Annotated in this window: 25 protein-coding genes; 14 read left to right on the forward strand and 11 right to left on the reverse strand. The window is 72.6% G+C overall.

The window, feature by feature from the left end:
* Positions 1-127: 127 nt before the first annotated feature.
* From paaZ to paaK, 3 genes are read right to left on the reverse strand one after another with little or no spacing between them, the layout of a single operon-like run.
* Positions 128-2176 (reverse strand): phenylacetic acid degradation bifunctional protein PaaZ, encoded by a 2049-nt coding sequence (paaZ, locus tag ACI78V_RS10935; protein WP_456850924.1) that lies wholly within the window; start codon positions 2174-2176, stop codon positions 128-130.
* 43 nt (positions 2177-2219) lie between these two features.
* Positions 2220-2849 (reverse strand): TetR/AcrR family transcriptional regulator, encoded by a 630-nt coding sequence (locus ACI78V_RS10940; protein ID WP_456850925.1) that lies wholly within the window; start codon positions 2847-2849, stop codon positions 2220-2222.
* Positions 2846-4186, reverse strand: a complete 1341-nt coding sequence (gene paaK, locus ACI78V_RS10945; protein WP_456850926.1) for a phenylacetate--CoA ligase PaaK — start codon at positions 4184-4186, stop codon at positions 2846-2848. The genes ACI78V_RS10940 and paaK overlap by 4 nt, the downstream gene beginning before the upstream one ends.
* A gap of 224 nt (positions 4187-4410) precedes the next feature.
* Between paaK and paaA the strand changes: the two genes are divergently transcribed.
* From paaA to ACI78V_RS10980, 7 genes are read left to right on the forward strand one after another with little or no spacing between them, the layout of a single operon-like run.
* A complete protein-coding gene (gene paaA, locus ACI78V_RS10950) occupies positions 4411-5376 on the forward strand; it encodes a 1,2-phenylacetyl-CoA epoxidase subunit PaaA (protein WP_456850927.1) in 966 nt (321 codons plus the stop codon).
* Positions 5373-5744 (forward strand): 1,2-phenylacetyl-CoA epoxidase subunit PaaB, encoded by a 372-nt coding sequence (gene paaB / locus ACI78V_RS10955; protein WP_456850928.1) that lies wholly within the window; start codon positions 5373-5375, stop codon positions 5742-5744. The genes paaA and paaB overlap by 4 nt, the downstream gene beginning before the upstream one ends.
* Positions 5745-5799: 55 nt before the next feature.
* A complete protein-coding gene (paaC, locus tag ACI78V_RS10960; RefSeq protein ID WP_456850929.1) occupies positions 5800-6708 on the forward strand; it encodes a 1,2-phenylacetyl-CoA epoxidase subunit PaaC in 909 nt (302 codons plus the stop codon).
* A gap of 11 nt (positions 6709-6719) precedes the next feature.
* Positions 6720-7217: a 1,2-phenylacetyl-CoA epoxidase subunit PaaD gene (gene paaD, locus ACI78V_RS10965; protein ID WP_456850930.1), complete on the forward strand. Its 498-nt coding sequence runs from the start codon at positions 6720-6722 to the stop codon at positions 7215-7217.
* Positions 7217-8323: a 1,2-phenylacetyl-CoA epoxidase subunit PaaE gene (gene paaE, locus ACI78V_RS10970; protein WP_456850931.1), complete on the forward strand. Its 1107-nt coding sequence runs from the start codon at positions 7217-7219 to the stop codon at positions 8321-8323. Before paaD ends, paaE begins: the two co-directional genes overlap by 1 nt.
* A 5-nt stretch (positions 8324-8328) precedes the next feature.
* Positions 8329-9099 (forward strand): enoyl-CoA hydratase-related protein, encoded by a 771-nt coding sequence (locus ACI78V_RS10975; protein ID WP_456850932.1) that lies wholly within the window; start codon positions 8329-8331, stop codon positions 9097-9099.
* The gene (locus tag ACI78V_RS10980) at positions 9096-9518 is read left to right on the forward strand and encodes a thioesterase family protein (RefSeq protein WP_456850933.1); all 423 of its coding nucleotides are present in this window, start codon (positions 9096-9098) and stop codon (positions 9516-9518) included. Before ACI78V_RS10975 ends, ACI78V_RS10980 begins: the two co-directional genes overlap by 4 nt.
* 26 nt (positions 9519-9544) lie before the next feature.
* Here ACI78V_RS10980 and ACI78V_RS10985 read toward each other — a convergent pair whose 3' ends face one another.
* Together ACI78V_RS10985 and ACI78V_RS10990 are read right to left on the reverse strand one after the other, a co-directional pair.
* On the reverse strand, positions 9545-9775 hold the full coding sequence (locus ACI78V_RS10985) for a hypothetical protein (protein WP_456850934.1): 231 nt from the start codon (positions 9773-9775) through the stop codon (positions 9545-9547).
* Between the two features lie 559 nt (positions 9776-10334).
* The gene (locus ACI78V_RS10990; RefSeq protein ID WP_456850935.1) at positions 10335-12200 is read right to left on the reverse strand and encodes an FAD-dependent oxidoreductase; all 1866 of its coding nucleotides are present in this window, start codon (positions 12198-12200) and stop codon (positions 10335-10337) included.
* A gap of 213 nt (positions 12201-12413) precedes the next feature.
* Here ACI78V_RS10990 and ACI78V_RS10995 point away from each other — a divergent pair, with 213 nt between their 5' ends.
* Positions 12414-13007 carry a TetR/AcrR family transcriptional regulator gene (locus ACI78V_RS10995; RefSeq protein ID WP_456850936.1) on the forward strand — a complete coding sequence of 198 codons (594 nt, stop codon included), beginning with the start codon at positions 12414-12416 and terminating at the stop codon, positions 13005-13007.
* On the opposite strand, the gene ACI78V_RS11000 is transcribed toward ACI78V_RS10995, so the two are convergent.
* Positions 12976-13461 carry a YybH family protein gene (locus tag ACI78V_RS11000; protein WP_456850937.1) on the reverse strand — a complete coding sequence of 162 codons (486 nt, stop codon included), beginning with the start codon at positions 13459-13461 and terminating at the stop codon, positions 12976-12978. The two genes, ACI78V_RS10995 and ACI78V_RS11000, sit on opposite strands and share 32 nt — an antisense overlap.
* 88 nt (positions 13462-13549) lie before the next feature.
* A complete protein-coding gene (locus ACI78V_RS11005) occupies positions 13550-14560 on the reverse strand; it encodes an Lrp/AsnC family transcriptional regulator (RefSeq protein ID WP_456850938.1) in 1011 nt (336 codons plus the stop codon).
* Positions 14561-14677: 117 nt separating this feature from the next.
* On the opposite strand from ACI78V_RS11005, the gene ACI78V_RS11010 reads away from it, so the two are divergent.
* Positions 14678-15994, forward strand: a complete 1317-nt coding sequence (locus ACI78V_RS11010; protein ID WP_456850939.1) for an MFS transporter — start codon at positions 14678-14680, stop codon at positions 15992-15994.
* 31 nt (positions 15995-16025) lie between these two features.
* A complete protein-coding gene (locus ACI78V_RS11015; RefSeq protein WP_456850940.1) occupies positions 16026-17549 on the forward strand; it encodes a carboxylesterase/lipase family protein in 1524 nt (507 codons plus the stop codon).
* 545 nt (positions 17550-18094) lie between these two features.
* Here ACI78V_RS11015 and ACI78V_RS11020 read toward each other — a convergent pair.
* Positions 18095-18478, reverse strand: a complete 384-nt coding sequence (locus tag ACI78V_RS11020) for a hypothetical protein (protein ID WP_456850941.1) — start codon at positions 18476-18478, stop codon at positions 18095-18097.
* A 214-nt stretch (positions 18479-18692) separates the two neighbouring features.
* Between ACI78V_RS11020 and ACI78V_RS11025 the strand changes: the two genes are divergently transcribed.
* The 4 genes from ACI78V_RS11025 to ACI78V_RS11040 all read left to right on the forward strand — a co-directional run bounded on the left by ACI78V_RS11025 (position 18693) and on the right by ACI78V_RS11040 (position 21483).
* On the forward strand, positions 18693-18854 hold the full coding sequence (locus ACI78V_RS11025; protein ID WP_456850942.1) for a hypothetical protein: 162 nt from the start codon (positions 18693-18695) through the stop codon (positions 18852-18854).
* Between the two features lie 290 nt (positions 18855-19144).
* Positions 19145-19732 (forward strand): hypothetical protein, encoded by a 588-nt coding sequence (locus ACI78V_RS11030; RefSeq protein ID WP_456850943.1) that lies wholly within the window; start codon positions 19145-19147, stop codon positions 19730-19732.
* 222 nt (positions 19733-19954) lie between these two features.
* Entirely contained in the window at positions 19955-20848 is an 894-nt protein-coding gene (locus ACI78V_RS11035) for a tyrosine-type recombinase/integrase (RefSeq protein ID WP_456850944.1), read from the forward strand.
* A complete protein-coding gene (locus ACI78V_RS11040) occupies positions 20845-21483 on the forward strand; it encodes a hypothetical protein (protein WP_456850945.1) in 639 nt (212 codons plus the stop codon). Before ACI78V_RS11035 ends, ACI78V_RS11040 begins: the two co-directional genes overlap by 4 nt.
* Before the next feature lie 744 nt (positions 21484-22227).
* On the opposite strand, the gene ACI78V_RS11045 is transcribed toward ACI78V_RS11040, so the two are convergent.
* From ACI78V_RS11045 to ACI78V_RS11055, 3 genes are all read right to left on the reverse strand, one after another.
* On the reverse strand, positions 22228-22695 hold the full coding sequence (locus tag ACI78V_RS11045) for a hypothetical protein (protein ID WP_456850946.1): 468 nt from the start codon (positions 22693-22695) through the stop codon (positions 22228-22230).
* Between the two features lie 104 nt (positions 22696-22799).
* Positions 22800-24275: a sugar porter family MFS transporter gene (locus ACI78V_RS11050; protein ID WP_456850947.1), complete on the reverse strand. Its 1476-nt coding sequence runs from the start codon at positions 24273-24275 to the stop codon at positions 22800-22802.
* A gap of 92 nt (positions 24276-24367) precedes the next feature.
* Positions 24368-25312: an ROK family glucokinase gene (locus tag ACI78V_RS11055; RefSeq protein WP_456850948.1), complete on the reverse strand. Its 945-nt coding sequence runs from the start codon at positions 25310-25312 to the stop codon at positions 24368-24370.
* Positions 25313-25419 lie beyond the last annotated feature (107 nt).

A 25419-nucleotide genomic window follows, 5' to 3' on the forward strand; every position in this document is an offset into this window, starting at 1 on the left:
GGGGGGGGGGGGGGCCCCCCGCCCCCCCCGTGAGTGTCCGCCGCAGACGCCGCCGCCGCCGGGGGGGGGGCCGCCGGCCGCCCCCCCCCCCCCCGGCCGGTCGTCCGCGCAGCTGGCGCTGCGCGGTTCAGGCCGCCGGAGGCCAGGTCTTGGCGACCATGGTCAGGACGTCGTAGGTGGCCACCGGCTTGCCATCGGCGTTGACCAGCACGGCGTCCCAGCGGACCTCGCCGTGTTCGGCGCCGCCGCGCGGGCTGATCTGCTTGGCCGTGAGCGTGACCGTCAGCTCCTCACCCGGCTTGACCGGGGTGAGGAAGCGCAGGTCGTCCACGCCGTAGTTGGCCAGGACCGGGCCCGGGGCCGGATCGACGAACAGGCCGGCCGCGAACGAGACGAGCAGGTAGCCGTGCGCGACCCGGCCGCCGAAGAGCGGGTTGGCCGCGGCGGCCGCCTCGTCCGTGTGGGCGTAGAAGGTGTCGCCGGTGAACTCGGCGAAGTGCTCGATGTCCTCGAGCGTCACCGTCCGCGGCCCGGCGGTGACCGAGTCACCGATGCGGAGCTCGGCCAGGGACTTGCGGAACGGGTGCACGCCGTCGTCATGGCGCTCGGCTCCCGCGACCCAGCGCCCACTGATGGCGGTGAGCTGGTCGGGTGAGGCCTGCACGGCGGTGCGCTGCATGTGGTGCAGCACGCCGCGGATGCCGCCGAGCTCCTCGCCGCCCCCGGCGCGGCCCGGGCCGCCGTGCACCAGCACCGGCAGCGGTGAGCCGTGACCGGTGTTCTCCTTGGCGTCGTCGCGGTCGAGCACCAGGATGCGGCCGTGCGCGTGCGCCGCGCCGAGCACGAACTCCCGCGCGAACTGCCGGTCGTGGGTGACCACCGAGCCGACCAGGCTGCCCTGGCCCCGGGCGGCGAGGTCCACGGCCTGAGCCACGCCGTCGTAGGGCAGGACCGTGCTGACCGGGCCGAAGGCCTCGACGTCGTGCGGCTCGGCGGCGGCCAGGTCGTCGCAGCGCAGCAGCATCGGCGGCAGGAACGCGCCGCGGTCGCGATCGGCGCCCACGACCTCGAAGTGCTCCGGGTCCCCGGCGACCAGCTCGGCGACGCCGCGCAGCGCCTTGAGCGAACGCAGCACCTCCTCCCGCTGGTCGAGGCTGGCCAGCGCCCCCATGCGGACCCCCTCGGCGCCCGGAGCGCCGACGACGACCTTCGCCAGCCGCTCCCGGGTGGCCTCGACGACGTCGTCGATCAGGGGGCGCGGGACGAACGCGCGGCGGATGGCGGTGCACTTCTGGCCCGCCTTGACCGTCATCTCGGTGACCAGCTGCTTGACGAACAGCTCGAACTCCGGGGTGTCCGGCGTGGCGTCCGGGCCGAGCACGGAGCAGTTGAGCGAGTCCGCCTCGGCGTTGAACCGCACCGAGTTGGCCACCACCGCCGGATGGCTGCGCAGCTTGCGCGCGGTGGCCGCCGAACCGGTGAAGAACACCAGGTCCTGACCGGCCAGGCCGTCGAGCAGACCGGCCGGGCTGCCGGCCAGCAACTGGAGCGATCCCTCGGGCAGCAGGCCGGACTCGACGATCTCCCGGACGACGGCCTCGGTGACGTAGGCGGTCTGGCTGGCCGGCTTCACGATCGTCGGCACGCCGGCGAGGAAGGCCGGCGCCAGCTTCTCCAGGAACCCCCAGACGGGGAAGTTGAACGCGTTGATCTGCACCGCGACCCCGCGCATCGGCGTGTACAGGTGCTGGCCGACGAAGGTACCGCCCTTGCCGAGCGGCTCGACCGCGCCGTCGAGGACGACGGTGTCGTCGGGCAGCTCACGGCGGACCTTCGACGCGTAGGACAGCAGGGTGCCGAAGCCGCCGTCGATGTCCACCGCGCTGTCGCGGTCGGTGGCACCGGTGCGGCGGGAGAGCGCGTAGAACGCCTCCTTGCCGGCCATCAGGCGCAGGCCCAGCTGCTTGAGCAGGCCGGCCCGCTGGTGGAAGGTCAGCTCACGCAGTGCCGGTCCGCCGACGGTCCGGGCGTGGTCGAGCATCGCCGGGACGTCGAGGCCGGTGCTGCTGATCCGGGCGACGGTCTCCCCGGTCACGGCGTCGGCGATGGGGGTGCCCTCGTCGGGCGCGCTGTACCAGCGGCCCGCGGCATGGCTCTGGAGCAGGGGTGCGGTCATCGGAGGACTCCTCTGGTGCTCCTCCGCGGAGGAACGGATCGGATCAGGACAGTGGCGATGAGGCGGGCCGGGCGCGCAGACCCTGGAAGGTCGTGGCGACGAGCGCGTCGGCCAGGTCGACGGCGGACAGCCCGCCGTCGGGCCGGTACCACTCGGTGAGTGAGTTGACGGTGCCGAACAGCAGCCGACTGATGACGGCGGGGTCGACGTCGGGGCGGACGTCGCCCTCGTCCTCCGCGGCGCGCACCAGGTCGGTGACGACGCGGTCGAACTGACGACGTCGCTGGAGGGCCGCCTGCTCGACCGGGGAGTTGCCGCGCACCCGCAGCAGCAGGGTGACGAACGGCAGCTCCGCGGCGAGCACGCGGACCGAGCCGCGGACGACGTGCTCGAGGCGGTCGATGGCAGGCCCGCTGGTGGCGCCGGGCTCCTCGGTCACGGCGAACAGCGCGTCGAGCGCCCGGTCGAGCGCCAGCCGCAGCAGCTCGACCTTGCTGGACACGTGGTGGTAGATCGCGGACTTGGTGACGCCGAGCCGCGTGGCCAGCTCCTCCATGCTCGTGGCGTCGTAGCCGCGCTCGTTGAACACCGCGACGGCGACGTCGAGCAGGGAGTCCAGGGAGTGGCCCGGGCGCCCGCGCCGGGTGCGGGCGGGGTCTGCCGTGGACGTCACGCGCGGTCCCGGTTGTCGTAGATCCGCTTGAGCTTGCCCATCGACCGGGGCAGGGTCTCCGGGTCCACGACGAGGACCTCGATGCTCGTGCCGACGGTGTCCTTGACGGCCTTCGTGACCTCGGCGGCCGCGACGGCACGGCGCTCGGCAGGGCAGTCGGGACGGGCCTCGATCCGTGCGGTGAGGTGGTCCATGCGGCCGCGGGTGGTCAGCTCCAGCGTGAAGTGCGGGGACAGCCCCGGGGTGCGCAGGACGATCTCCTCGATCTGGGTCGGGAAGAGGTTCACCCCGCGCAGGATGATCATGTCGTCGGTGCGGCCGGTGATCTTCTCCATCCGGCGCATTCCCGGTCGCGCGGTACCGGGCAGCAGGCGGGTGAGGTCGCGGGTGCGGTACCGGATGACCGGCATGGCCTCCTTGGTCAGCGAGGTGAACACCAGCTCGCCCTGCTCGCCCTCGGGCAGCACCTCGCCGGTCAGCGGGTCGATGACCTCCGGGTAGAAGTGGTCCTCCCAGACGTGCAGGCCGTCCTTGGTCTCCACGCACTCCTGGGCGACGCCGGGGCCCATCACCTCCGACAGTCCGTAGATGTCGACGGCGTGGATGCCGGCGCGCTCCTCCATCTCGCGGCGCATCTGCTCGGTCCACGGCTCGGCGCCGAAGATGCCGATCTCCAGCGAGCTGTTCCGGGGGTCCAGCCCCTGCTTCTCGAACTCGTCGATGACCGTGAGCATGTACGAGGGCGTCACCATGATCACCCGCGGCGCGAAGTCGGTGATCAGCTGCACCTGCCGGGGGGTCATGCCGCCGGAGATCGGGATGACGGTGCAGCCGAGCTTCTCCGCGCCGTAGTGCGCGCCCAGCCCGCCGGTGAACAGCCCGTAGCCGTAGGCGTTGTGCAGCTTGTCCCCGGACCGGCCCCCGGCCGCGCGGATGGAGCGCGCCATGACCGTCGCCCAGGTGTCGATGTCGCGCTCGGTGTAGCCGACGACGGTGGGCCGGCCGGTGGTGCCGGAGGAGGCGTGCACCCGGCGCACCCGCTCCTGCGGGACGGCGAACATGCCGAACGGGTAGTTGTCGCGCAGGTCGGCCTTGCTCGTGGTGGGGAACCGGGCGAGGTCGGCCAGGGAACGGCAGTCGTCGGGGTGCACGCCGGCCTCGTCGAAGGCCCGCCGGTAGTGCGGCACGTTCTCGTAGGCGTGCCGCAGGGTCCACTGCAGCCGTTCCAGCTGAAGGGTGCGCAGTTCGTCGACGGACATCCGCTCCGCCGGGTCGAGGATGGCCGGGTCTGGGCGCGCACCCAGCTTCGGGGTGGGCTCGCTGGTCACAACCGTCATGGCGGAGGCCTTCCGTGGTCCTGAGCATCGTCGCCGGACGATCGGCGGGGCGGGACCCCAAATACCGACCGGATGGTCAGGTAATGAACCCCTCCGGCGTACGGCTGTCAAGCCCCGTTCGACTCCGGGCGGAGGGCTTGTGCGGCGGAGCGGCCTCGTGCACACTCATTACCGACCATCCGGTCAGTAATTGACCGTTCGCCGTCACACCCCGAGGGGACGAGATGTCCGCGCCCACCCTGGAACGGCCCGCGCCCGACGAGACCGCGCTGCAGGAGCACTTCGACGCCACGATCGCCGCCGACCACCGGATCGAGCCGCGGGACTGGATGCCCGAGGGGTACCGGAAGACGCTCGTCCGGCAGATCGCGCAGCACGCGCACTCGGAGATCATCGGCATGCAGCCCGAGGGCGACTGGCTGCTGGCCGCGCCCAGCCTGCGCCGCAAGGCTGTGCTGCTGGCCAAGGTGCAGGACGAGGCCGGCCACGGCATGTACCTGTACTCCGCCGCGGAGACCCTCGGCGCCGACCGGGCCGACCTCACCGACAAGCTCATCGAGCAGAAGCAGAAGTACAGCTCGATCTTCAACTACCCCACGCTCACCTACGCCGACGTCGGCGTCATCGGCTGGCTGGTCGACGGCGCGGCCATCTGCAACCAGGTGCCGCTGTGCCGCTCCTCCTACGGCCCCTACGCGCGGGCGATGATCCGCATCTGCAAGGAGGAGTCCTTCCACCAGCGGCAGGGCTACGAGCTGCTGATGACGATGATGCGCGGAACCCCCGAGCAGCGGGCGATGGTGCAGGACGCCGTCGACCGCTGGTGGTGGCCCTCGCTGATGATGTTCGGCCCGCCGGACGCCGACAGCCCCAACTCCGCCCAGTCGATGGCGTGGGGCATCAAGCGGCACACCAACGACGAGCTGCGCCAGCGCTACGTCGACATGAGCGTGCCCCAGGCGGAGGCGCTCGGCGTCACCCTGCCCGACCCGGAGCTCGCCTGGGACGAGGCGAGCGGCCACTGGCGCTTCGGCGCGATCGACTGGGAGGAGTTCAAGCGCGTGGTGAGTGGCAGCGGCCCGATGAACGCCGTCCGGATCGGCCGCCGGCGGGCGGCGCGGGACGACAACGCGTGGGTCACCGAGGCGGCGACCGCGTACGCCGCGAAGCACGAGGGAGCCGCCGCGTGAGCACCACGGACGTCACCGCCGAGGGCGGCCACGGCGCCATCCCGACCGGTCCCGAGGTGCCGGTGGAGACCCGCCGCCGGGCCGTCAAGCGCGACTGGCCGCTGTACGAGGTGTTCGTGCGCGGCAAGCGCGGGCTCAACCACGTGCACGTCGGCTCGCTGCACGCCCCCGACGACGAGATGGCGATCGACGCCGCCCGCGACCTCTACACCCGGCGCAACGAGGGCGTGAGCATCTGGGTGGTCAAGGCCGCCGACATCACCGCCTCCAGCCCCGACGAGAAGGACCCGCTGTTCGCCCCCAGCGGCGACAAGGTCTACCGCCACCCGACCTTCTACGACATCCCCGAGAACGTCCCCCACATGTGAGCGGAGTCGCTCGAGGGCGGTTTCCGCACTCGAGCGACTCCACCCGGAGGAACCCATGCACGAAGAGACCGTCTACGACTCGCTGGCCAACGCGCACGACGACGCGGGGCACTGGGCCTTCGGCACCGGCTTCGACGAACCGCTGGCCGGGGTCGACACCACCGTCCCCGACGGCATCGACCCCGCCGACCTCGGCGCCTACTGCCTGATGCTCGGTGACGACGCGCTCGTGCTCGCCCAGCGGCTCACGCAGTGGATCACCAACGCACCCGAGCTCGAGGAGGAGGTCGCCATCGGCAACATCGGCCTCGACCTGCTCGGCCAGGCCCGGCTGCTGCTGGCCCGCGCCGGCTCGGTCGGCGTGCTCGGCCGATCCCGGGAACGGGCGACCGACTCGATCCCGGACGAGGACGCGCTGGCGTACTTCCGCGACGCCGACGAGTTCCGCAACACCGGGCTCGTCGTCGCCGAGAACGGCGACTTCGCCCGGACGATCATCCGGCTGCTCGTGGCCTCCTCGGTCCGGCTCGCGGTCTTCGCCCGGCTACGCGACTCCCGAGACCCGGTGCTCGCCGCCATCGCCACCAAGGGCGTCAAGGAGCTCACCTACCACCGCGACCACGCGGCCCGCTGGGTGCTGCGCCTGGGCGACGGCACGGAGGAGTCGCACCGGCGCGCCCAGGACGGCGTCGCCGCGGTCTGGCCACTGCTGGCCGACCTGTTCACCGCGACCGACGTCGAGACCCGGCTGGCCGTGGCCGGCGTCGGCGTCGACCCGGCCGACGTCCGCGACGAGGTCCGGGACGTGCTCACCCAGGTGCTCGAGCGGGCCACGCTCGCCGTGCCCGACTGGCCTGCCGACGCGCCGCCCCGGGGGCGGCTGGGGCAGCACGGGCCGGAGCTGGCGGAGCTGCTCGACTCTCTACAGGGGTTGGCCCGGCAGCACCCGGCGGCGACCTGGTGACCGCGGGGACCATGACCACCGACCCCCGAGCCGTGGCCGGGACGGTGACCGATCCCGAGCTGCCCATGCTGACCCTCGCCGACCTCGGCGTGCTCCGCGACGTCCGCACCGGGGACGACGGCACGGTCGTCGTCGAGATCACGCCCACCTACACCGGCTGCCCGGCTATGGGCGTCATGCGCGCCGACCTGCTGCACGCCCTGCACGCGGCCGGCTTCCCCGACGTCGACGTCCGCACCGTGCTCTCCCCCGCCTGGACCAGCGACTGGATCAGCCCCGAGGGCCGCCGCAAGCTCGCCGCCGGCGGCATCGCCCCGCCGGGGACGGCGCCGGTCCGGTCCGCCGGCCCGATCCCGCTGCAGCTGGGCCCGACGCGCCGCACCGCCGCCTGCCCCCAGTGCGGCTCGCCCGACACCGTGGAGCAGAGCGAGTTCAGCGCCACCGCCTGCAAGGCCCTGCGCCGCTGCCGCAGCTGCAGCGAGCCGTTCGAACACTTCAAGGAGATCTGATGACGGCGACCGCCCCTGCCGCCGAGTCCGCCCCTGCCCGCCGCCGGCGGCGGCCGCAGTTCCACCCGCTGACGGTCGCCGCGGTCGAACGGCTGACCGACGATGCGGTCGCGGTCACCTTCGCCGTCCCCGCGGAGCTGGCCGAGGACTACCGGTTCCAGCCCGGCCAGGCGCTGACCCTGCGCCGGGTCGACGGCGACCGCGACGAGCGCCGCTCCTACTCCATCTGCGCGCCGGTCGGTGCCGCTCCGCGGGTCGGCGTCCGCGAGGTCCCTGGCGGCTTCTTCTCCTCCTACCTCGTGCACCAGGTGAAGCCCGGCGACGCGATCGAGGTGCTGCCGCCCTCGGGGACGTTCACCGCCGACCTGTCGACGCCGGCGGACCACGTCTTCGTCGTCGCCGGCTCGGGCATCACCCCGGCGCTGTCGCTGGCCGCCAGCGTGCTGCGCGACGGGGAGTCCACCGTCACCGTCTTCTACGGCAACCGGCGCACCAACACCGTCATGTTCGCCGACGAGCTCGCCGACCTGAAGGACGCCTACGGGTCCCGCCTGCAGTTGGTGCACGTCCTCTCCCGCGAGCCCCGGGACGCCGAGCTGACCAGCGGCCGGCTCGACGGTCCCCGGCTGCGCACGCTCGTCGACAACCTGGTCGACGCCGAGCACGTCGACCACTGGTGGCTGTGCGGTCCGCACGGCATGGTCAGCGACGCCCGGGAGGTCCTGGCCGAGCTCGGCGTGCCGGCCGAGAAGGTGCACCAGGAGCTGTTCTACGTCGACGACGTCCCCCCGCAGCCGGTCCGCGGCGACGAGGAGACCGTCACCGGCCCGAGCAGCCAGGTCACCGTCGTCCTCGACGGACGGTCCACGACGCTGGCCCTGCCCAAGGACGAGACCGTGCTGGACTCCGCCCAGCGGGTGCGGGCCGACCTGCCCTTCGCCTGCAAGGGCGGGGTGTGCGGCACCTGCCGGGCACGGGTCACCGACGGCGAGGTGGAGATGCGGCGCAACTACGCCCTCGAGCCCCAGGAGGTCGCGGCCGGCTACGTGCTGACCTGCCAGACGGTGCCGCTGTCCGACGCCGTCACCGTCGACTTCGACGCCTGAGCCCGATGAGCGACCGGGTCCTGCAGGTCGAGCGCCGGCGCGGGGTCGCCACGCTGGTGCTCGACTCCCCCGCCAACCGCAACGCGCTCTCCCGGGCCATGCGCGCCCAGCTGCGCTCGGCCCTGACCGAGGCGATCGCCGACGACTCGGTACGCGTTGTCGCGCTCGACCACACCGGCCGGGTGTTCTGCTCAGGGATGGACCTGGCCGAGGCCGCCGGCGGCACCGCCGAGAACCAGGGGGTCAACGAGTTCCCGGCGTTGCTGGAGCTGGTCTGGAACTCGCCCAAGCCGGTGGTGGCCGTCGTCCGCGGCCCCGCGCGCGCCGGCGGCGTCGGCCTGCTGGCTGCCTGCGACGTGGTGGTCGCCGCCGAAACGGCCACCTTCGCGTTCACCGAGGTCCGGATCGGGATCGCCCCGGCGGTCATCTCCGCCGTCGTCCTCCCCCGCATGGTGCCCAACGTGGCGCACCGGCTGCTGCTCACCGGCGAGGTGTTCGACGCCTCGCTCGCGCTGGCCGGCGGGCTGGTGGACCTCGTCGTCCCCGCCGACGACGTCGACGCCTGCGTCGCCGCGCAGGTCGAGGCCCTCGGCCTCGGAGCGCCAGGGGCCCTGGCCGAGACCAAGCGGCTGCTGCGCGCCGCGGGGACCGGGCCCCTGGCCGAGCGGTTCCCCGACCTGCTGGAGCTGTCGGCGCGCCTGTTCGCCGGCGAGGAGGGTCAGGAGGGCATCGCTGCCTTCCGCGAGAAGCGGCCGGCCCGCTGGGTGCCCGCGTGAGACCCGTCCCCGCCGGTGAGTCCGCCGTCCTCGAGGTGGTGGTGACGCCGGAGATGACCGTCCGCTTCGACGAGCTGGGCCCGGTCCACCCGGTGTACGCCACCTACTCGATGGCGAAGCACTTCGAGGAGGCCGGCCGGAAGCTGCTGCTCCGCTACCTCGACCCCCGCGAGACCGGCATCGGCAGCTCGCTGTCGGTCGAGCACCTCGCGCCGGCCTGGGTCGGCGACGTCGTGCGGGTGACCGCCCGCTGCCGAGAGCACCGCGGCAACCGGCTGACCTGCGAGTGCACCGCCGTGGACGCCGAGGGGCGGCTGCTCGGCCGGGGCACGACCGGCCAGGTGGTTCTGAGCGAGGAGGCCCTGCAGGCCCGCATCGAGCGCACCGGGGCGGGCGACGTCCCACCGCGGGGACGGTGAGGCGGCGCACGCAGCCCCGGGAGTAGTCAGCGTCGGCGTCCGAGGACCGCGGCGAGGCGCACGAAGGCGTCGGCGCCGGAAGGAGTGGGCACCGGAGCGGCGAAGGACCCACGGGTCCCCCGGAGTGGCGGTGGGACGGGTTGCTCGGCCACCCGGGTGCGCCGCTTCGGCGAGCCGTTGATCCAGCGGTTGGCGCTGGTCGGTGCCGCCGGCCACGTCGTGGGCGTGCGCCACCAACTCCAGGACGAAGCGAGCACGGCTCCACGGTCGACTTCGCGGAACGACCCCACCGAGGTCGGTTCCGAGCAGCGAGCGGCTTCCGTCAGGCACGCCTCGATTGCTCGTCGACGAGTTGGCAGCAGCACTGCGCCTCCCGCTCGCCCCCGGTCAGGGCGAAGGGCATGACCAGCAGGATGGCGAAGACGGCCTGCGTCACGCTGGTGGGAGGTAGCCATCGGTGCCCCTCGGGTGTGCGGCGAGCATGCCGCGGTGGGTGGACACGGGACGGCCGCAAGGCGCCGGGTGTGGTGTTGGCGTCCCCGCCGAGGGCGACGGCACGACCGCGGTGAGCGGTCGGCAGATCTGGTGCTCGACGTCGCGAGCAGGCCGTCGTGCGCCAGCCTCGGCGGTGTCCGGGCGCGATCTGCGTTCGCGCCCGGACAACGCTCATCCGGGGCCGAGGGCTCGGACGACGTTCGCCCGGTCCCAGTACCGGATCGTCGAGGTGATGCGACCGTCGCGGAGCCGGTGCACGTCGCAGAACGGGACGGCGAGAGAACGGCCGGTGGCCGCTCCTCCGTTCCCTGGTCCGACAGCTCAGGCGACGACGAAGAACTTCTTGAACGGCGAGAGGGTCCGCCAGGTGGCGGTGAAGCCGTCGGGCAGCGAGACGACGTCGCCGGGAGTGAGCCGGATCTTCTCCCCCGCGGGGGTCTCGAGCTCGGCCTCGCCCTCCAGCACGTGGATGGTCTCGCTGCCGGCGACGGCGTACGGCAGCTCGGCGCCCTCCTCGGGACCGATGCGCCAGATGCCGGCGGCGAGGACACCCTGCGGGCGCTGGCTCTGGACCAGCCAGTGGACCTCACCGATCTCGTGGCCCTGGACGACGAAGGGCTCCCACGTCTCGGGGTCGACGGTGGCCTGGGGGACGGTGCTGGTCATGTCCTTCTCCTCGTTCTGAGAGGTGGGGGTGGTGCCGGTCGGATCGGCCCAGGAACGGACCGTGGCGGCGGCGTCCATGCCGCTCTGGATGGCGCCGTCGACGAAGCCGGCCCATCCCGCGGCGTAGTCGCCACCTGCGAACAGCAGCCGGCCGTGGGGACGGCGCAGCTGCGGCCACGGGCCGGTGAGCTGGCCGGTGCGGAAGGTGGCCCAGGTCTGCTGGCTGAACGGGTCGGCGACCCAGTCGTGGGTCACGGACTCGACGACCTCGATGTCGGGGAGCCAGGAGCGGAGGACCTCCTGGACGGCGGCGGCGTCGTTGCCGTCCAGGGCGGTCGCGTCGGGCCCGAAGCCGACGATGATGCTGGTGTCGTCGTCGAGGAAGTACTCCGGCCAGGCGAAGGTGAGCGGGTGCCCCTCGGGTGCCTGCGCGAGGAACCTGTGGTGCCCGCGCACCTTGGCCCAGAGCTTGAGACCGGTCGAGTTCAGCCCCGTCTCGACGAGCTCGGCCTCGGACGGCGGCAGCGGCGGGTCGAACGTGATGCCGCGCAGCGCGTTGACCGGCGCGGTGACGATCACCGCGTCGGCCTCCAGCGTGGCGCCGTCGGTGGTCTGCACCGAGACGCCGTCCTGGCGGTAGGTGATCGTCTCCACCTGGGTGCCGAGCCGGATGGTGCCCGGGACGTCGGCGGCGATCCGCTCGTAGAGCCCGCGCATCCCGCCGACCAGCTTGTAGGCCAGGGTGGTGTCGTTGAGCAGATCGAAGTCGTGCCCGGCCAGCGCGAACCAGCGCAGCGCCATCGTCGCCGCCCCGGTCTCGGAGCTGCCGTTGAAGCACGCGGTCCAGAAGGTGCCGGCGAGGTCGATCTCCTCCTGGCTCAGGCCCGCCTGCCGCAGTCGCTCGGCGAGTGGCAGCTGGTCGAGGGCGAGGAGCTCCTCGCGCCGCTTCCGCCCCTCCTCGTCGGTGGCGTCGAGCACCGCGAGGACGTCGTGCGGCTCCGGGAAGAACTCACGGGAGCCGGCGACTGCGGCCTCGTGGGCGCGGGCACCCCGCTCGGCGAGCTCCTCCGGTGAGCCCTCGACGAGCTTGCCGTCGGCGATCCAGTAGGCGTGCTCGGGGATCGGACTGCGCACGATCTGCCGCTGGTAGCGGGTGATCTCGGCCCACACGTGCGGCTGGAGCCAGTGGACCCACGTCCCGCCGATCTCCAGGTGCGTGCCGAGCCTCTCGTCGGTCCAGGTGCGGCCACCGATGCGGTCTCGGGCCTCGAGCACGGTCACGTGGTGACCGGCCGCGCCGAGTTCTCGGGCGGCGACCAGTCCGGCGAAGCCGGCACCGACCACGATGACGTTCATTGGGGTGTCCATGGACAGGACCTTTCTGGCGTCGTCCCCGGCCGGACAGGAGGAGCCGGAACGGGGAGCAGGAGCTGGCGAGCAAGAGGTCTGAGTGCCGCCGGCGGAGCTCGTGCGTCGTGTCGGGAGACCGGGTGGGCTGCGCTGTGGCCACCCGGTCTCCATGCCTTGTGAGCCGTGACACAGAGAAGATGGCCCACGGACCGAAACTAGTCAAGTGGCTAGTTCTTGGTCTCCATGATGGTCACGATCGGACTGTCCGCGACTCGGCCCCGTGACCGGGGACGCCTCCACGGACCCGGCACGCGGCCCCAGCGGCGCAGCGAGGGTGGCGGGCCGGGTCAGTACCCTGACCCCCACCGACCGGAACGAGGTGACATGTCCGCGCCTGACAGGGTCATGCAGGAGCGCACACTCGCGTACGGACAGGGGCGGCCGGCGCTGCTGGCGGCTGCGGTCCGCGTGGTCGCCGAACGGGGCCTGCGGAATCTGACCTATCGGGCGGTCGCCCACGAAGCGGGCGTGACCCACGGACTGGTCACCCACCACTTCGGCACGCGCGACGCCCTCATCCACGCCGCCCTGGAGTACTCGCTCCAGAGCAGCATCCCGGCCATCACCTCAGACCCCGGCAGCGGACGCATCGAGAGCCTGTTCGCCGGCCTGGCCGAACTGGTCCAGGGCGATCCGGGCACCCAGGCCTTCCAGTACGAGCTGATCCTCGAAGCGCGCCGCCGGCCGGAGCTGCTCCCGCACGTCGAGGCCATCTACGCCGCTTACCACGAGGCACTCCGGGTCGAACTGGAGCGGGCCGGCATCGACTCGGACGACGCCTTCGTGCACCTGGTCTTCTCCGCACTGGACGGCCTCGTCTTCCAGCAGACCGCCCTCGGGCGCCCCGACGCGACCCGCGCATCGCTGGAACGCCTGCGCGAACTCCTCACGCTGTTGAGCAACGCCCGACAGCACTGAGCCCCTCCGCAGAGCGCCCCCGCTGACCACCGTCGCGGGCGTCACCGCCGGCCTGCCACCCCCGGGAGGCCGGCTCCCACACGTCCGACACCAGGGCCCACCCACCGGCGGTCCGCCGCCAGACGGCGACGAAGTCGCTGGCATCCTCCGGGCGCCCGGACCGGAGGTTGCGGCCGGTCGCCGTGGCCAGGTTCCCGACGACGTCGACGCGGTCGACCACCAGGGACATCGCCGCACCCGGTCGACCCATGACCTGTGCCCAGAACCCGGTGATCGCTCGGCGCCCGCACACCGGAGGTCGATCGGGTGGAACGAGGACGGCGTCCGCGGCGAAGCACGCGCCGACCGCGGCGGCGTCGCCGCGCCTGAACGCCGCCTCCAACTGCAGCGCGTGCGCCCGGACGACCGCCGCGACCTCCTCGGTCGCCACAGCGTGGACTTCGTTCTCCGTCACGAGCCCGAGACTCGTCAGGGCCGCCGCGGTGGGGAAGACCGTGCCCGGCTTCTGGCAGAAACGGCCACCGGCGCGGCCGACGGCCGGCTCAGAGTGGCGCCATCAGGTCGTCGACCCGGGCCGATCCGGTCAGCGTGCCGCTGCGCTTGAGCGCCTCCACGACGAACGAGGGTTCGATGGACGCGGCGCGCGCGACCCACGACGCCTCCTGGAGGTAGCGGTAGAGCTCCGGCTGGTCGCGGGCGACGACGTCGACGAGCAGCTGCCGATCGCCGGCCAGGACGGAGGCGTAGCGGACGGCGGACGACCGGATCAGCTCCTCTCCGACGGCCGCGACGTCCCCGAAGGATGCCTGCACCCAGAGCAGGGCCTCGGTACCGAAGCCGAGAATCGCCGGTTCGAAGATGGCGCGCAGATGCACCAGACCCTCCGCGCGCAGCTGAGCGACCCGCCGGCGGGCGGTCTGCAGGGACACGCCCGTGAGCCGGGCGATCTCCTCGTAGGTGGCGCGCCCGTCGTGGGCGAGTACCCGCAGGACACTGCGCTGCTCCGGCCCGAGCGCCACCGGGTCCGCGTCGAGTGACGCGGCGACCGGCGGCGCCTCCGGCGTCAGTTCCGCGATCTGCTCGGGGGTGAGAATCGGGGGGCGCCACTCGTGCATGGTGCGGAAGTAGTGCAGCACGGGATAGGTGGAAGCCGCCGCGACGCCGGGGATGCCTCCGAGCTCGCGGGTCAGCAGTTCGGCGAACCGGGACGGCGGGCAGGACAGCTCCGCGGCGCAGTCGGCCGACCCGGTGAGGACGTAGGAGTACAGCGTCTCCGGCCGGCGGGCCAGCGCCACCGCCGCGATCGCCGCGGTGCCGGGGGTGCACGTGGCGCGGAAGACGTACTGGTCGGCTCCCCTGGCGCGCCGCGGGTCGGGCAGCCCGCGGACGAGCACGCGGCCCTCGGCGAGGAGGTCGGTCCCGCGGCGGGCGACGGTCCGCTCCGGTTCGTCGAGCGCTGTGGCGATCTGTCGCCACGAGGCGCGACCGTCGACCTGCAGGGCGGCCACGATGCGCCGGTCGAGGTCGTCGAGCACCCCCGACGGTGTCACCATCCGCCAGATTGTTGGCCGAATCAGCCACATCGACAAGCGTTCTTGTCGACATCTCGCCGTCTCCGGACTCTTCCAGTGAGCCCCGTCACGCCGGACGGGCCGAGGAAGGGAACAGGCATGACCCAGCTCAGCGAGGCCACGCCGACGACCGGGCCCGTCTCCACGACGACCGCGCCACCGACGAGGCGCGAGCAGCGCCGCGCCGTGTTGGGGGCGGGCATCGGCAGCGCGCTCGAGTGGTACGACTGGACGATCTACGCGATCTTCGCGCCGTTCTTCGCCGGGCAGTTCTTCGACCCCACGCAGCCGACGTCCTCGATCCTGGCCACGCTCGCGATCTTCGCCGTCGGGTTCTTCATGCGGCCGGTCGGCGGGGTGCTGTTCGGCTGGCTGGGCGACCGGTTCGGCCGCCGGGCGGCACTGACCACCGCGATGATGCTCGTCGCCGGTGGCAGCCTGCTCATCGGCCTCTCCCCCACCTACGGCTCCGTGGGCCTGCTCGCCTCGGCGATCCTGTTGGTCGCGCGCCTGATCCAGGGGCTGGCGCACGGCGGAGAGGTCGCCTCCTCCTACACCTACGTGGCCGAGATGGCGCCGCCCGCGCGCCGCGGCCTCTGGTCGAGCAGCCTCTACGTGTTCGTCACGATCGGCGTCCTGACCGCCACCCTGCTGGGCGCCGGGCTCTCCGCCGGCGTGGGGGCCGAGGCAATGGCGACCTGGGGCTGGCGGATCCCCTTCGTGATCGGCGGCCTCCTCGGTCTCTACGCGATGTACCTGCGCCGCAACCTGCGCGAGACGCAGCAGTTCGAGGAGGTGCAGGCCAGCGGCCGCCGCCGCTCGATCGCCCGGGGTCTGTGGACCCACCGCGGCACCGTCCTCCGCCTCGCCGGTCTCCAGATCGGTGGCAGCGTCGCCTACTACACGTGGGCCGTCGCGGCGCCGGCGTACGCGATCAGCGTCCAGGGCGTCGACCCGACGTCTGCACTGGTCGCGTCGGTGGTCGCCAACGTCGTCTTCATGGTCGCCCTCGTGGCGGCCGGCGCTCTGTCCGACCGGATCGGCCGGCGCACGAACTTCCTGCTGTACGGCATCGGCTTCCCGATCATCGCCTTCCCGATCACCTGGCTGCTCGGTCCGCACGCCTGGCAGCTGGCCCTGGCGATGTCGATCGCGCTGGTCTTCCTGGCCCTGGCCACCGCCGTCGTCCCGGCGTACTTCGCCGAGCTGCTGCCGGCCGACGTGCGCGCCACCGGCATCGGCGTCCCCATCTCGCTGGCCGCGGCCGCATTCGGCGGGACGGCGCCCTACCTGCAGACCTGGCTCGCCTCGTCCGGCCGGACCACCGTCTTCACGATCTACATGATCGTCACGGTGCTGATCGGGCTCGTCGCCGCGCTGCTCTCCCCGGACACCCGCGACCGGCAGCTCAGCTGATCCCCGCCCCTCCACCGAACAGGACATCCCGATGAACCCCCTCATCGTTCCCACCACCAGCGGCGCCGTGCGCGGCCTCGAGCAGAACGGCGTCCGCTCCTGGCGAGGCATCCCGTACGCCGCCGCCCCGACCGGCCTTCGACGCTGGGCACCCCCTCAGCCCCCTGCCCCGTGGACCGGCACCCGGGACGCAACCGAGTTCGGTCCCCGTGCGCCCCAGGCCGTTCCGGCCGAGTTGGTGCCGCCCGGTGGCGACATCGAGACCGACGACGGCACCTCGTTCGAGGAGGACTGCCTCCGCGTCAACGTCTGCGCGCCGGCCGACCCGCCGACCGGCGTGGGGCTGCCCGTGCTGGTGTGGGTGCACGGCGGCGGGTTCCACTTCGGCTCCGGCGCCAACGTCATCGGGGACGGCGCGACACTCGCCGACTCCGGGATCGTCGTCGTGACGTTCAACTACCGACTCGGGGCGCTGGGCTTCCTCGACCTGGCCGGCGCGCTGGGCCCGGCCTACGCCTCCTCCGGCAACTGCGGTCTGCTCGACCAGATCGCCGCGCTGCGCTGGGTGCGGGCCAACATCGCCGGCTTCGGCGGCGATCCACAGCGCGTCACCATCGCCGGCGTCTCGGCCGGGGCCAAGAGCGTGCTCGCCCTCATGGCTTCTCCGGCCGCGAGGGGCCTCTTCGCCCGGGCCATCTCGCAGAGCGGCGGGGACCACGTCATCCACCGGCCCGAGTCGACGACGTTGACGAACCGCCTTCTCCGGTTGCTCGACATCGACGAGCCGACCCCCGAGCGGCTGGCCGCCGTCCCAACCTCGGACGTGCTGGCCGCGCAGTGGGCCATCTCCTCCGGTGTGCGCGCCACCTGGACCTGGCGTCCCCTGGTCGACGGGACCGTGCTGCCGTCCACGCCCACGCAGGCGCTGGCCGGGGGCGCGGCACGCGGGATCGACCTCATCGCGGGGACCACGCTCAACGAAGCGAGCGGCTACGACCTCGCCGTCCCGACCGCCGCCGACCAGGTCGACCGGGTGCTCGAGGAGATCTTCGGTCCACGGACCCACCAGGTGCTGGCCGCCTACGCCGAGTCCATGCCGGGAGCCAGCGACCGCGAGGTCCGCCGCGCGGTCATGACCGACGAGCGGTACGCGGTGCCCACCCGCCGGGTGCTCGACGCCCAGTCACGGCACGCCCGGGTGTGGTCCTACCGCTTCGACGCCCCCTCCCCCGGCCTTCCTCAGGAGCGGTGGGCCCTGCACGGAGCCGACGTCCCGCTGATCTGGGACGTCGGACTCGACGGTGCCGATGCGGACGTGCGAGCCCTGGCGGCTGCGATGCGGGAGACCTGGTTGCGCTTCATCCACGGAGCAGACCCGGGGAGCGCTGCTCTGCCGGCCTGGCCCGCCTATCGCGCCGACCGACGCGCCACCGTCCACTTCGACCTGCCGCTCTGGGTGGAGGACGACGCCGGCGGACCGGCGGAGCTGTGGGACGACGCGCAGTGGGTGCCCGGTACCTGGTGGCCCCTCGACGAGGAACTGGTGGCCGGCTGATCCCGCGGCTGGACACGTCGTCAGCCGCCGCTGTCCGCGGCGGCTCATCCCTTCTGCTGACCTTGGGTCCGGCTTCTCCCCAACGCCTCATGGCGGAGAGAGGACGGGATCGAGCTCGAGCTCTGGCGAACGATCACCGCCGAGGACCGCCCCGGCAGTCACCCAACTGGAGGGGCCGAGATCATGAGCCGTCACACCTCTTGCACCAGCGGCCGTGGAATTCGTCGGACGGGTTACAGGAGGTCGCTCCGGACGCTGAGGCCATGGCAGGTGGCAGGAACGCCGGCTACCGAGCTCGCCAGCGTGAAGCCGAACGACAGCGTCGGGAGCGGACCACTCGGCGGGACACCACCGAGCGGTCCGCGAGGGCCGACGGGGCGACGCGCACAGCCGCTGATGGCGGTGCCCGACGCAGAGCCGCCGTGTCCTGCGCCTGGTGCGGTGGCGCCATCACGCCACGGTCTCGGGGGCCCATCCCGAAGTGGTGCTCGGTCAGCTGCCGACGCCGCGCCTGGGAGCAAGGTCGTGCGGCGGCCTCCGGGCGGTCAGCTGCGGACGTGGTGGAGCGCCGGGTCGAGGTCCGCGTACCGGTCGCACCCACGCGACGGGACTGGCCGCCGCTCCTCGGCGAGCTGGCCCGCCAACTGGAGGACGGCCGTGTCTACGACCGCGACCTCGCTGCGCTCACCGCGGCACTGAGGACCGTCCTCGACGCCTACAACCGACGCCCGTTTGTACGAGACCGCGGCTTCGGACGAGGGGCCGCTCATCTGTGGTGAGAACCGGACCGGTACACGCTGTCGACGCTCGGCCTGCGGCGCCGCCCACATCCTGCGGTCGAACCGCGATCTCCAGTCGTCCTGCAGTGCAGACGACGGCTGGAGGACAGCGCCTCCATGGCTCCCTGTCACCAGTTCCTCGCGGTCCACGTCGCTGGGGTGCAGAGGGACTGGAGCCCTTCTGTCCCCACGCTGTCGGGCAGGTCCGCGCACAGGCGGCCTCACGGCGAGATGAACTGGAGAAGCGTCAGCAGCCTCGTCCCCATGACGGCCGACCGCTCGCTGATCGCGCGGCTCGCCGCGCACGAGTCGTGGGCCAAGACCGCAGACCCCCGCGCGGACCGCGCCTGCACGTCACGCCTTGATGGATCGCTTCGAGCGGCAGGTCGACCCGGACGGCGTGCTGTCACCGGTCGAGCGGGCACGCCGAGCCGGGCATGCCCGCAAGGCCTACTTCGCCCGCCTCGTGCTGCGGTCGGCACGGGCGCGGCGCCAGGCGTCCGGCACCAGTGACGAGGCCGGGTAGCCGAGCCGGCCGGACGATCATCAGCCGCAATAGAGGGCTCGCCTTCGCTGAGCCTAGGGAAGCAACGGGGTACGGGCGTCGGCCCCTCGGCGGTCGCCCATCGCCCGGCCCGCAGTCGGCCCGATTGCTCCAGCCTGACGAAGTGGGTCGTCCCAGCGACCCACGGTCACGGCCACGGCGAGGACCGCCGTTGGGTCACTGGTCGGTCCGGTGGCCTCTTGTCGAGTCGAGAGGCGGGACGCACCCTGGCCGACGCCCACAGACGTGCTCGAGGCGGCGGGCGGTTCACCATGTCCCCAGACCCGTTCTTCTACTCGCTCACCGGGGCCGTGCTGTGCCTGGTCCTGTTGGCGGCGCTGATCGTCCTGTGGGCGACCCCACCGCGGGTGGTGGTGAACGTCGCGGAGTGGGTGTGGGCCGGCGCGCTGCTGGACGTGGTGTTCGAACTGGCGCTGATCGCGATCGCGGCGCTGGTCGCGTTGCCGCCACCGGGGGAACCGGCGGTGTGGGCCTACGCGGGCGTCCGACGAGACGCCGTCGTCTGCCTGGTGGTGTACGTCGTGTTCGTGGCCGGGCTGCGGCGGAAGGTCGACCGGTGGATCGACGACGGCGGCGACGGAGGCGGGACGGGCGGGGACGTTGACCATGACGACCCAGGGGGCGGCGGCATGGGAGTCTGGGCGTCGTTGCTCGCGGTGGTGCCCGCCACTCTCCGCGGGCCGTTGACGCCGCTGTCCAGCCGGGCGCCGCTGGTGCGGGCGATGCGGTCACGCGGCGCGCCGACCGCAGGCCCTGGCGCGCCTCGCCGAGGGCGTGCGAAGGCCGCCGCCCGGGAGAAGGCTCCCACCGAGGCGACCCAAGCTCTTGCCCACGGATGAGCGCTGAACCCGGTCCGAGAACTCGCCCGATAACCCACCCACCTACGCTCATGCGCGACCTGCCCTTTTGCGGCCCGGAACAGCGCTTTCGGGTCCCGCTCCCCGAAGATGCCGGGCGAGCCGATGCGGTCCAGCCGCGCCAGGAGACCGACCAGCGAAGACGGGTGATTTCGACCCTCGCCCAGGGCTAGCACAGCGCTCACTCGCCCGACACCTGCCGCCGTGGCCGTGCGGCTGGAGGGCCTGCTGGCGTCGTTCCGGCGGCACCTGCGGGCCGCCGCCAAGGCGCCGCGGACCATCGAGCTGTACAGCCAGTCAGTGCTGCACTTCGGTCGTTGGCTGACCCTCCGCGGCCGGGAACCGGTGCTCGACGAGCTGACCCGGCACGCCATCGCCGCCTGGCTGGCCGAGCTGGCCGAGACCTGCGAGCCCTCCACCATCAGCACCCGGCTACGGGGCATGCGCCGGTTCTGCCGCTGGCTGGTCACTGAAGGAGAACTGGAGAAGTCCCCCACCGACGGCATCGAGATCGCGAACTCACCCGACAAGCCGGTGCCGATCCTCACCGACGACGAGATCGCCGCCCTGCTCAAGGCGTGCGCGGTCGGCCGCGGCCGGCCCGGGATCTTCGACCGCGCCGTCTTCCTCGGCCGCCGCGACGAGGTCGTGCTGCGACTGCTGCTGGACACCGGCGTGCGGGTGTCGGAGCTGTGCGGGCTGGAACTCACCGACGTCGACCTGGACCGCGAGCTGGCCCACGTCACCGGCAAGGGGTCCCGCCCCCGGGTGGTGCCGTTCGGCGCCAAGACCGCCCAGGCCGTCGACCGCTACCTGCGGGTGCGCGCGCTGCACCCCTACGCCCGCTCGCCGCGGCTGCTGCTCGGCCAGCGCGGCCCGATGACCCCCGACGGCGCCCGCGCCGTGCTGCACCTCCGCGCCGCGCAGGCCGGCGTCGCCGACGTCCACCCGCACCGCCTCCGGCACACCTTCGCCCACCGCCGTGTTGACCGGCTGAGCCAGGCGCGCACGCCCCGTTCAGGAGCGAGACTCGGGCTCACGGTGCCAGTGGTCCCGGACCGCGTTGGCCTGCGACGACCCTGCGGATCGGTCTCATGACGCTGCAGCGGTGGCCGGTGACCGCCGGCCGGCACTCGAGCGTCTCGGTTGTGTCGGCCGCTGATGTCATCCTCGTGGCAGCGCCGTCGTCCGTGGGGGAAGAGGCGCTCTCACGGGGGGTCCTTGTGATGCGTTTCCGCCTGCTGTCTGTCGTGCTGCTCGCCGCCGGCCTGCTCGCCGGATGCGGCACCGACTCCGAGCCCGCCGTCCCGCCGGCAGCCACGCCGTCGGCGACCGTCGCCTTCATCGGCCCGTCGGGGCTGGAGGTCGAGTCCGAGGAGGCGGCCCGCGCCGCGCTCGAGGTACAGCGCGTCGAAGCCGAGCGGCTGGCCGCCGAGGCGGCCGCGCAGGCTGCTGCCGAGGCCGTGGCCCGTCAGGCTGCTGAGGAGGCGGCCGCAGCACAAGCAGTCATCGACGCCGAAGGCGGCTGTCCGCCCGGCTGGTACTTCGACGACTACTCGGGATGCACCGATCCAGATGACGTCGCGGACAGCGGCCCCGCCGTCGACGGGGATGACGGCTACGTCTCCTCCGATCTCGAGGTCCGCTGCTCCGACGGCACCGCGACCGTCGAGGAGTGCTTCGGACCGGGGTCGGACCTCAACGGCAACGGCATCGCCGACATCAACGAGTGACCCGACCCCACCTCCGACCTCTGGCCGGCCCGGCCGTGCAGCACCCGAGCCGCTTCGTCGAACGAGCTGGTCCCGCATGGGTGGGTGGGTCGATCCTGCCCAGGCAAGTCGCCGGGATGGGCATACAGGGATGCGGCCCCCTGGCTCTGGGGACACCACGGGCTGGATGATGCCGGCTTGCCCCCCAGCCGTCGGCCGCGCGTCCGGGGGCATCCGCTCGATCTCTGTCGTAGGTCAACCACTTCAGCGGACGGAGCCGAACGGCCCCCGGACAGGGGCCCATGGTGGTCAGGATGGTGGTCGAGGACCGCCGTCAGGGCCTCTGCACTACTCCTCCCGCTCACCAGATCCCGTTCACCGGACGTGACTGTCCATCTCGTGCGGTGTCGTCCAGGCATGAGACGCGCCACTCCGTACGCCGTGCGCTTGACCGACGCGGCGAAGACGGTTGAGAACGACGCGCTTACGGTCGACCGGCAGAACACCGGCCCACGGGATATGACCACGGCGACAAGGGCCTCGGTGAGCTCTTCCGCGTAGCTGCGGCCCCGCCTGGCCACCTCGGGATGGGCGCCGGACACGGGGGTCACCGATGGCAGGAAGGCAGCGTGCGCGGCAAGGACGCCGGCGACGGCGGGGACGCCCCCGGATCCGGTCGCGGCCACCCGCATGTGACCAGCGCCCGGCATCGGACAGGACGTCGTCCGATGGTGGTGATGTGCCCCCCGTACCAGCGTCTGCCGGTCAGGCTCGACTGACGACCGTGGTGACCGGCAGACCGAAGCGGCGCTCGACCTGGTGCGGGACGTCCGAGCCGAGCCAGCGTGAGACCCGCTTGGGCAGAGTGGCCACGATGATCTCGTCGAAGTCGTGGTCGCTGAGGGCCTCCTCGATGGCCGTCAGCGGCTGGGGACTGCCCAGATGCCCCTCGGCCTCGACTCCCGACTCGGCGAGGTCGGCCAGTATCCGGGACAGGCGCTCCCGGGCCTCCTCGGTCGCCTCCTCGTCGGTCTCGGGCCCGCCGTAGCTCGTGGCCATGCTCGGCATGGGCACGACGCCGCCGGCCGCAGGCACCACGTGGTAGTGGGCGGCGCGGGTGTTGGGTACGAGCACGTAGAACGAGGACTCACCCGCCACCGCACGGTTTCGGATCTCCTCCCGGAGTTCCCGCCCACCGAGCGTCTGGTTCGCGACGACGAGATACCTGCGCATGTGATCGACCTCCGCCTGTCGACCTCCGGGAGGAGTCTAGGAACTCGACCTGCCGCCGGGCCAGGATTCCGCCCGCCGTACGGGGACGAGCGTGGGAACGGTCGTCAGCCAGGGTGACCAGCACCGCCACGGACCGCCCCGGCGTCGTCGTGCATCTCCTCCAGCTCGACGCCCTTGGTCTCCCGCACCCAGCGCAGCACGAAGACGAAGGACAGCACCGCGCACACGGTGTAGAAGCCGTAGGCCAGGCCGAGGGACGCGTCGCTCAGCACCGGGAAGCTGACCGTGATCAACCAGTTGGCCACCCACTGACCGCCGGCGGCGAAGGCCAGCGCCGCGGCGCGGATCCGGTTGGGGAACTTCTCGCCGAGCAGGACCCACACCACCGGCCCCCAGGACATGCCGAACGCCACGACGAACAGGTTCGCCGCGATCAGCGCGATCGGGCCGGTCGCACCCGAGAGCACCGGGTTGCCCTCGGCGTTCAGCGGTGCGGTCCCGAAGATGACCGTCAGGGTGCCGAGCGTGACGGCCATGCCGACCGAGCCGATGAGCAGCAGGGGCTTGCGGCCGAAGCGGTCGACCGTGGCGATCGCGATCAGGGTGGTCGCGATGTTCACCACGGAGGTGATCACGGTGATGACGAAGGCGTCGGCCTCGCTGAAGCCGACGGCCTCCCACAGGACGTTCGAGTAGTAGAAGATCACGTTGATCCCGACGAACTGCTGGAAGACCGACAGGCCAAGGCCCACCCAGACGATCGGCAGCAGCCCGCTCCGTGGCGCGCGCAGGTCGGCCCAGGAGGGCGGCTTCTCGCGCTCCATCGTCTGCCGGATCCGATTGATCTTGATGTCGAGGCCGCGCTCGCCCAGCAGGGTGCTGAGGATCCGCCGCGCCTCGGGGATCCGGTGCGTGGCGATGAGGTAGCGCGGCGACTCGGGGATGGTCAGGGTGAGCATGCCGTAGGCCACAGCCGGGACGGCCATGGCGAGGAACATCCACCGCCAGGCCTCGAGACCGAACCAGAACGGCTCGCGCGATCCCCCGGCCGCGGCCGCGAAGGCGAAATCGACCAGCAGGGAGAGGAAGATGCCGCTGACGATGGCCAGCTGTTGCAGCGAGCCGAGTCGGCCCCGGATCCGCGCCGGCGCGACCTCCGCGATGTAGGCCGGGGCGATGACCGAGGCCACGCCGACCCCGATGCCGCCGATGATGCGGCCGATGATCAGGACGATCAGGTCGGGCGCGAACCCGGTGACCAGCGCGCTGACGAAGAACAGCACCGCGGCCACCTTCATGGTGAACAGCCGGCCGAAGCGGTCGGCGAACCTCCCGGCGGTCAGGGCACCGGCCGCGGCGCCGAGCAGGGCCGAGGCCACGGCGAAGCCGAGGGGGCCGGGGGCCGCGTTGAACCGGTCCTCGACGGCGGCGACGGCACCATTGATGACCGCGCTGTCGTAGCCGAAGAGGAAGCCGCCGAGCGCGGCCACGGACGCGATCCGCACCGCGCTGCGACCGCTGCCGGTGTCCGTCTCGTCGTAGATGGACGCGCGCTGATCAAACGAACCGTGCTCGCTCACCGGGATCCCCCTCCGCCGTCCCCCGCGTCACACCCCTGTGCCGCCTGGCCGTGCCGTCTCACACCCCCGCTAGTCCCCTCCCCCGTCCTGCCTCACCGGCGTCGTGCCAGGTCGGCCGCGCCGACGATCCCAGCCTCGGGACCGAACTCGGCGAGCCGTACGTCCGGTACCTGCCGGTACGCGCGCGCCGTGATCCGCTCGTGCAGCGACCGCTCCGCAGGCTCGCGCAGCAGCTCCCCGGCGGCGGAGACCCCACCGCCGAGGACGAACACCTCCGGGTCCAGGACCGCGGTGAGGGCGGCCATGCCCTGACCGAGCCAGGTGCCGATCACCCGGAACGCCTCGAGCGCGGCCTCGTCCCCGTCCTGGGCCGCGCGCGTGACGTGCAGCCCGGTGATCGCCTCCGGCCGGTCACCGGCCAGCTCCAGCAACCGACCGGCGATGGCCGGCGAGACCGTGGCGAGCTCCTGGGCCTCGAGGATGAGCGCCCGGCCGCTGGCGTAGCGCTCCCAGCAACCACGGCCACCGCAGCCGCACCGCCGTCCGCCGGGTTCCACCGTCACGTGCCCGAACTCCGCGGCGATCCCCTGCCGCCCCCGGTACAGCTCCCCGCCGATGACCAGGCCACCGCCGAGGCCGGTCCCGACGGTGAGGACGACGAGGTACTGCTGCCCCCGCCCTGCACCGAAGCGGGCCTCGGCCCAGGCCGCCGCGTTGGCGTCGTTCTCGACGACGACCGGCAACCCGCACCGCTTCTCGACGTTCAGGCGCAACGGCTCGTCGCGCCAGGCCAGGTTGGGCGCGAAGACCACCGTGGACCGGGCAGCGTCGACGAACCCGGCCGCCCCGATGCCGACGGCCTCGACCTCGTGGGATGCCTGCAGCTCCCCGACGACGTCGGCGATGATCTCCTCGATCATGGCCGGGTCGTGCGACGGTGTGTCACGCCGGGCGCTGGCGACGATGCCGCCCTGCTCGTCGACCAGGCCGGCGGCGACCTTGGTGCCGCCGATGTCGACGCCGATGGCGAGTGCCATGGTCGCCCCCCGGTCATGGGTGCGGTGTGATCCAGAGCACTGTCGACTCTGCTCCCCCACCGCTGCCGCTGCCACCGGAAGCGGGAGCAGTGGGCCGGCGGCGCAGT

It is taken from the genome of Geodermatophilus sp. SYSU D00742, from assembly GCF_054049935.1.